6 protein-coding genes are annotated in these 7,569 nt (G+C 52.4%); 4 read left to right on the top strand and 2 right to left on the bottom strand.

Going from position 1 to position 7,569, the window contains the following annotated elements:
- The first annotated feature begins 409 nt into the window (after positions 1-409).
- A complete protein-coding gene (locus AC3Y2E_RS07700) occupies positions 410-1,075 on the top strand; it encodes a DNA-binding response regulator (protein ID WP_379208813.1) in 666 nt (221 codons plus the stop codon).
- Positions 1,076-1,775: 700 nt separating this feature from the next.
- On the opposite strand, the gene murQ is transcribed toward AC3Y2E_RS07700, so the two are convergent.
- Entirely contained in the window at positions 1,776-2,693 is a 918-nt protein-coding gene (murQ, locus tag AC3Y2E_RS07695) for an N-acetylmuramic acid 6-phosphate etherase (protein WP_379208810.1), read from the bottom strand.
- Between the two features lie 14 nt (positions 2,694-2,707).
- Positions 2,708-3,646: an N-acetylglucosamine kinase gene (locus AC3Y2E_RS07690; RefSeq protein ID WP_379208808.1), complete on the bottom strand. Its 939-nt coding sequence runs from the start codon at positions 3,644-3,646 to the stop codon at positions 2,708-2,710.
- A 583-nt stretch (positions 3,647-4,229) separates the two neighbouring features.
- Here AC3Y2E_RS07690 and AC3Y2E_RS07685 point away from each other — a divergent pair.
- From AC3Y2E_RS07685 to AC3Y2E_RS07675, 3 genes are all read left to right on the top strand, one after another.
- Positions 4,230-5,615: an ABC transporter substrate-binding protein gene (locus AC3Y2E_RS07685; protein ID WP_190931846.1), complete on the top strand. Its 1,386-nt coding sequence runs from the start codon at positions 4,230-4,232 to the stop codon at positions 5,613-5,615.
- A gap of 151 nt (positions 5,616-5,766) precedes the next feature.
- Complete coding sequence (locus AC3Y2E_RS07680) at positions 5,767-6,696, top strand: carbohydrate ABC transporter permease (protein WP_223837130.1); 930 nt, start codon at positions 5,767-5,769, stop codon at positions 6,694-6,696.
- 13 nt (positions 6,697-6,709) lie between these two features.
- Positions 6,710-7,543: a carbohydrate ABC transporter permease gene (locus AC3Y2E_RS07675; RefSeq protein ID WP_190931847.1), complete on the top strand. Its 834-nt coding sequence runs from the start codon at positions 6,710-6,712 to the stop codon at positions 7,541-7,543.
- The last annotated feature ends 26 nt before the right edge of the window (positions 7,544-7,569 follow it).

Here is a 7,569-nt window from a genome sequence, read left to right as displayed (position 1 = left end):
CTGCTTCGGAAGGATAGGCTAAGAGCTTTCGTCAGAAAGCTGCTTCGGAAGGATAGGCTAAGAGCTTTCGTCAGAAAGCTGCTTCGGAAGGATAGGCTAAGAGCTTTCGTCAGAAAGCTGCTTCGGAAGGATAGGCTCCCGGTGTCAACCGTCCGAAGGCCAATCCAATCCGAGACACTCAAGATTCTGAAGCTTCAAGTAATTTCTTGGCAACGAAATGGACTTCAACTTTCATTAGTTAAACTTATACAGAATAGTGGTTGTTATCTCGTACCAATTCCTGTAAGATAGTACTAATCTGACTTCTGACCGGTCGTAAAGCATACGCCGCCTCATTCCGTAACATGTACGGGGTGAAGCGGTTTTTTGCATTTTTCGGACTAGAGAGAAGTGTGAAGGGAGGAGGAGCATGGTTTTTGACAAACAATTTGCTGCATTTGTTGACTACCATGTACGCTGTGAAAACGCTGAAGAAAGAAAGCGGCGGATCGCCGGGCTTGGACACTCGGAACGGTTATTTTTACAGGAGGTATGGTGGCCTGCGATCGGCAGCTTTGAATATTTGCATCCGGAGTATGAAGTGTCCGATTTTAAGGACGGCACGCGATTTCTCGACTTTGCGTATATCCGTTTCCCGCTGAGGATATGCTTCGAAATCGATGGATACGGTCCGCACTCGCGGGACCTATCTAGATGGCAGTTTGCCGATCAGTTGATGCGGCAAAATCATTTGATAATCGACGGATGGCGTGTCATCCGGTTCTCCTACGACGATATAGCGGAGAAGCCGAGGCGCTGCCAGCAGCTCATTCAGCAACTGATCGGGAGTTGGTTCGGCAGCGGCAGACAGCCGGCAGCTTTGACCGCCACGGAGCACAAAATCGTCCGGTATGCGATCGGCAGGCAAGCCCCGTTCTCCCCGGCCGAGGCCAGCGCAGCGGCGGGTGTCAGCGAACGGCAAACCAGAACATTACTCCACCGTCTATTGGGCAACGGAGTTCTGGTGCCGGTATCCGGCGGTAAGCGGATTCGCACCTACATGCTGAATGAGGACAGCAAGAAACTATTTTTGTAGGGGGGATGGGATTACCGGAAGAGAGACTTCCGCTATTGTGCCTGAAGCCGTCGGGAGCAGCGGATAGCGGAACTTTTATTTCCGTTATTTGCGGAGATTGGGAGGGAATATGGGGATTTTGTCAATATAAAGGAACTAAAACTTCCGCTATAGACCATAAAAAAGCTCCGCTGATGATTTAACGGAAGTAAAACTTCCTCTACCCAATTTGTGGGAAGAACTGAACAAGGAAATAGCAACAAATGTGAGGGGGAAGGAATAAAATGGGGAGGGAGGGTAGAAGCGTCAGTGCTAGGCGTCAATGACGTGGCGAGAGGACCCATGAGGCAGCGGATTCGATCGCCCAGGCCGGACAGAAGCTGTCCCGTAAAAAAGAACCTTCCCCCACCAAAAGTGGGAGCAGGTTCCGTTTCGGTTTATGCGGTAAACCGGCGGTTATTCGATTGCTTGCGATTGATTCGAGTACTGGATTAATGGATTACTTGATTTCTTTCGACTTTTTGGAATGGCTTGAAATTAGTTTGCAGTGACTTGCGTTAAATCACAATTGCAAAATCGCAATGACTTGCTAAATCGCAATGCTTGCTAAATCGCAATGACTTGCGCTAAATCGCAATGACTTGCGCTAAATCGCGATGAATCGCGATTTAACGCGGCCTAACCATTAACCATTAACCATTAACCATTAACCATTAACCCCTCATTCGCCCCGGCCTGCTGTCGGCTGGACGGCGCCGCGGACGAATCCGCCGCTTTGCTCGAGGAGCGCAGCCGCTCCATCCTTGTCCACGCCGGCGAGGATCATTACGATGGCCGTCTTCACATGGCCGCCGGACAAGCGATACGCTTCGTCGATCTTATCCTGCGTCGCCTGCGTCGCCATGCCGATAATTCGCTTCGCCCGGTAGACGAGCTTCTCGTTGGACGGCTGCAGGTCGACCATCAGGTTGCCGTATACTTTGCCGATCCGGATCATCGCCGTCGTCGTCAGCGTGTTCAGGACGAGCTTCTGGGCTGTTCCCGCCTTCAACCGGGTGGAACCGAGAATAACTTCCGGTCCGACGACCGCTTCGATCATCAGATCGGCGATATCGACCATCGGCGTATGGTGGTTGTTGCACAAGCCTACGACGGAAGCGCCCAGCGCTTTGGCCCGTTTCATGGCGCCCAGCACATAAGGCGTCCGGCCGCTGGCGGCGATGCCTACGACGGTGTCGTGAGGTCCGACTCCGTGTTCATCCATATCGGAAGCGCCCAGCTCCACATTGTCCTCGGCGCCTTCCACCGCGGTTTGGATCGCGGCGGACCCGCCGGCGATAATGCCTACTACAAGTGAAGGATCAGTGCCGAACGTCGGCGGACATTCGCTGGCGTCCAGGATGCCGAGCCTTCCGCTCGTTCCTGCTCCGACGTAGAGAAGTCTGCCGCCGCTGCGGAACGATTGAATGATCAGGTCGGCCGCCGCAGCGATTTGCGGAGTCAACTGACGAAGCGCCTCCGCGATCAAGCGATCTTCCTGATTGATCAGCTTGACGATGTCTTCCGTCGGCAGCCGGTCGATTTCTCTCGTCCGCTCATTCGCTTGTTCGGTAGTCAGTTCGTTCAGCAAATTGCTCATGAAGATGGCCCCTTTTATTGGTTTTGTCCCAGCTGCCGCCAGGCTAGAAGCGCAGCGCCGTAAGCCGGCTTCCTGGCGGACGGATGGAGCGATACGTGCGGATAAAATCGGCCGAGGCCGTCCCGGAACGTACCAGCAAACCGCTTGGAATAAGTAAAGATCGATCCTGTGGTGACGAGATCGCACCGCTCGAACCATGGATCTTTTCGCACAAGCGCTGCAGCCGACACGGAAAGATCCATAGCTGCGGCATCCAGAATGCTGCCCGCCGTCACATCGCCCGCTTCGTCGGCCCGGATGCAGAGCTCGGCGAATTTGGCGATATCGTGCTTTTTCAGATGCGGCTGGTAAATGTACGTCCGCAGATCAGTGATTGCGCTTAGCCCGTATGCTTGAACGATGCTCTCGGTCAGCAAGGTCGGAGGCTCGATTCCGTCATGACTCCGCATGGCCGCGCGCAGTGTACGAATCCCGATATCATAGCCGCTGCCTTCGTCGCCCAGCAAATGCCCCCAGCCGCCCACGCGGAATTTCCGGCGGTCTCCGGTGAGGCCGAAAACGATCGACCCGGTGCCGGATATAACGATAATGCCGCGATCGTCCTGAAGCGTCGCCATTAACGCGATTTGCGCGTCATTGTTCATAAAGGTGCGGAACGGCAATTGATTTTCATTCCGGTACGATTCCATAAAGGAAAGAAACCGTCCGCGTTCTTCCTCCGTATCCACGCCGGCGAGGCCGAGGCAGACGGCGGCACATTCCATGCCCTTCGTCTCGCGGAGGGAAAATACCCGATCCAGCAGCAAGCCCATATTACGCGTGGCCTGCTCGAAGGAAACGGCGTGGGGATTGGTCGATTCCACCGTTAAGTTTCCCCATTCCTGACCTTGCTCGGTCAGAACGACCGCTTCTGTTTTGGTGCCTCCACCATCGATTCCTATTACGTACCGCACCGTGCTCACCCGCTTACATAAATGTTGTAAGGTTGTTCTCTAAAGAAAAGGTTATGCGGTTATCCGCAAAAATAGAGAGGAAATAAGTTCCGCTCCCGGTGCAGCCGGATCAGCCGGCGTCGAAGTTGCTGCGATTGGATTTGCGTTACACGTAGTATGGTCCGGCTTCATAGGAAACATGATTTCCTGACTGTTAAGCGACTCCTGATCGGAGTTATAGACAAACACTCCCCTGTATATCCAGCGGAATAGTTCAAGTATAAGAGAATGTCATGATTTTGTAAATAAAATTTATCGTATATTAAAAAATTGTTGAAATATTATTTCCTAGGCGATATAATAAAAAATGTGGAAGCGATAACATCCATATGGCAGCAATGACCCGCTGAAAGCGTCCAGCATGGACGTACGCGTAGGCCGGCATAGAAGTCTCCGAGCCTCGATTTTAAGAAGAGCGGTTCGATCGGCCGTTATCTTTAGGATGCCCGGGAAACATTTATGAATAACATGCCGAGTGCGATGCAAACTACAACGGAGGCTGCCGAAGCTAATACTACGACCATTTTACAAGGGGGAACGTGAAATGAAGTTCAACAAGTGGCTTTCCATCGCGATGATTTTCGTATTCGTCATCGTAGCTGCCGCATGCGGCAAAAAAGAAGAGCCGGCTCCCGGGGCGGGCGGTAACACAGAGCAGAAGCAAGATACAACGCCGGATACCGTTAAGGTGTGGACCTATCCCGTTCACGGCAAATATGAAGACGACATAAAAGTGCTGATTTCCGAATTCAATAAAACATATCCTCACATTAAAGTGGAGTACGAAGTATTGTCTTGGGCGGAAGGTCCGAAGAAATTCGACGTCGCTCTTAATGCGGGGAACCCACCCGATCTGTACTTCGGCGGTATGAACGGCCAATACGTAAATACAGGTCTCGCGCTGCCGATCGACAGCTACTTGACCGACGAGATCAAGAAGGACTTCCTCCCGGGCACGCTGGACACGATGAAGTTCGGCGGCAAACAATACGGCTTGCCGTTGTACCAGTCGCTGTGGGGATGGGGCGCAAACAAGCGCATTCTGGACGAAGCGGGCATCGATTACAAGAAAATTCAGGACAACGGCTGGACGTGGGAAGAGTTCCTGAGCGTTTCCAAGAAATTGAACAAAACGCTGCCTGACGGCACTCAGCAATATGCGCTTGTAACGGACGGAACGTCCCTGGACTTCCTCGACATGGTTACTCGCAATGCAGGACTGGTTGACGCTGTTGACGAGAAGGGCAACTTCATCTGGAACGACAATAAAATTACCGATGCTTTGAAATTCATCAACACGCTCGTAAAAGACGGCTATATGCCGAAAGAAACCGTGGCGCTCGCTCCTGCGAAACGTACGGAAATGTTCTACGCGGGACAAGCCGCTATTATTTCCAAAGCGATCCCGTATTACGACGTGATGATCGCCAACCGCAACAAAGATATCGACGCCGGCAAAGTAAAAGGCGAGAAAATCGAGTACATCCAGCTTCCGGTTCCTCATTCCCCGGCCGTTTCCGGCTATGGCGTGACGACAGGCGGCGGAGAAGGCTACATCGCATTTACGCAAAAAGGACAAACCAACGAGCAGCACAAGAAAAATACGTTCCTTGTTCTGGATTCCTTGACCGGCGCGCTGGCGGGCAACTCCGCTAACGAATTGTGCCTGCCGTTCGTACGGACGTCCCAAGCCAAAGCGTTCGAAGGCAAAGGACTGGCGAAAGAAGTCAACTTTAACGTATCCAAAAAAATGCGTGAAACGCTTGCTCCGCAAGTAGCGCTCACCATCGACGTGGACAAAGCGGCCAAGCTGAAGCAATACCGCGAGCAAGTGCAAAAGCCGAACTTCCAAGCGCTGCTGGCCGGCGAGAAAACGCCTGAAGCGGTAGCGGAAGATCTGAAAACGAAAGGGCAGCAAATGCTGCGATAAGCCTCGCAAACCGCAAACGAGCGTTAACAGTTGGAACGCCCTGTATGGCAGCATATGGGGCGTTCCGTTTAACGCCTCGCGAACCATCATTGGTAAAACCGCCCGCTCTCGGCAGGGCGAACGTATGCTTTTTGCAGTCAGGAGGACAGCGATGGATAACCATTCGGCTCAAGCGATTCCGGGTCCAAAGCCGCCAAATACGAAGTTCGTTCAGTTCTGGAAAGATTACGGCTGGGCGTACTTGTTCATTTTGGCCCCGGTGCTGTTGTTTTTGGTGTTTACGTTATATCCGGTTTTCTCGGCGTTTCTGATGAGTTTCCAGAAGTATAACGTCATGCAGTCCAAGTGGATCGGCTTCGACAACTATTCGTACATGATCTCGGACAACGTGTTCTGGAAATCGATCAAAAACACCGTCATTTTCACAATCGGGACAGTTCCTATCAATATCATCATCACATTTGTGCTCGCGTTTTTTATTTTCCAGATGAAAAACTCGTGGCAGACGTTTTTTAAAGCTTCCTTGTATTTGCCGGCCGTTGCGTCGGGCGTTACGATCTCGCTCGTCTGGCTGGCGATTTTCGATCCGACCGCATCCGGTCTTATGAACCGGGTCATCGGTCTGTTCGGGCTCGATCCGGTCGTTTGGCTCGGCCAATCGAACAAAGCGCTGTTCTCGCTTATGCTGATGAGTTATCTCGGTGCGCACGGCAGCGGCATTATTTTATACCTCGCCGCGATGGGCGGCATTCCGAAATCGCTGTACGAAGCGGCGGATATCGACCATGCAAGCGGCTGGGCGAAGTTCAGCAAAATCACGTGGCCGCTGCTGAAGCCCACGACGCTTTATTTGGCGGTTACCGGCGTCATTACGTCGTTCCAGGTGTTTATCAGCGTATACTTGATGACATCCGGCGGACCGAATTTCGCCACGACGACGATCGCGTATTTGATCTATGAATCGGCCTTCGTCTTCTACGACTTCGGACTCGCTTCCGCGCAGTCGTTCGTGCTTGCCGGTCTGATCATTATCGTATCGGTCATTCAGTTCAAATACTTCTCGTCGGACATCGAATATTAAGGAGGCGGTCGCTATGTCCAAGCAAGCTAAGGTCATATTCATTAGCATCGCGGCGGCCGTTCTGATGCTCTGGGTGCTGATTACGGTGATCCCGTTATATTGGATGATTATCGGTTCGTTCCAGGATTCGCAGGCTTCCGCATCGTTCCGTCCGCAGATGTGGCCGGAAATTTGGTCCACGGCCCCTTATGAGCGGTTTTTCCTCAAAACGAAAGCTTTGCGCTGGCTGTTTAACTCGCTGCTCGTATCGGCTGTCATTACCGTAACCAACCTGTTCTTCGCATCGCTGGCCGGATATGCGTTCGCGAAGCTGAAGTTCCCGGGCCGCAACTCGATTTTCTGGGTGCTGCTCAGCACGATGATGATTCCGGCTCAAGTTACGCTTATTCCTTTGTACGTCCTGGTAATCAACGTGTTCGACCTGGCCGATACGTATACGGCCATCATTCTTCCGTCTATCGTGACCGTCGGTAACATTTTCTTGATGAAGCAGTACATGTCGACGCTACCTACTTCGCTTATTCATGCCGCTCGGATCGACGCTTGCAGCGAGTTCGGCATTTTCACGAAAATTATACTGCCTATGGCTAAGCCGGGCTTGGCGGTTTTGGCGATCTTCACGTTCGTGGCCAACTGGAACGATTTCTTCTGGCCGCTGCTTGTTACGCAATCGAACGAAATGCGCACGATCCAGGTGGGACTGGCCAGCTTCCGTTTCGCGGAGGCGACGGATTACGGCGCGATTATGGCCGGAGCTACGGTCGGCGCGCTGCCGATGATGATTTTGTTCTTCGCGCTTCAGAAATATTTCCTGCAAGGAATTACGATTGGCGCTGTCAAAGGGTAATGCAAGCTTAGGAGGTTCAGGAGGGA

It is taken from the genome of Paenibacillus sp. MAH-35 (assembly GCF_058135425.1).
The sequence above is the reverse complement of the archived record's forward strand: the minus strand, read 5'-3'. Positions and strand labels throughout refer to the sequence as shown.

Coding starts and splice junctions, on each gene's coding strand:
- AC3Y2E_RS07700 (WP_379208813.1), top strand. CDS start 410: ATGGTTTTTGACAAACAATTTGCTGCATTTGTTGACTACCATGTACGC.
- murQ (WP_379208810.1), bottom strand. CDS start 2,693: ATGAGCAATTTGCTGAACGAACTGACTACCGAACAAGCGAATGAGCGG.
- AC3Y2E_RS07685 (WP_190931846.1), top strand. CDS start 4,230: ATGAAGTTCAACAAGTGGCTTTCCATCGCGATGATTTTCGTATTCGTC.
- AC3Y2E_RS07680 (WP_223837130.1), top strand. CDS start 5,767: ATGGATAACCATTCGGCTCAAGCGATTCCGGGTCCAAAGCCGCCAAAT.
- AC3Y2E_RS07675 (WP_190931847.1), top strand. CDS start 6,710: ATGTCCAAGCAAGCTAAGGTCATATTCATTAGCATCGCGGCGGCCGTT.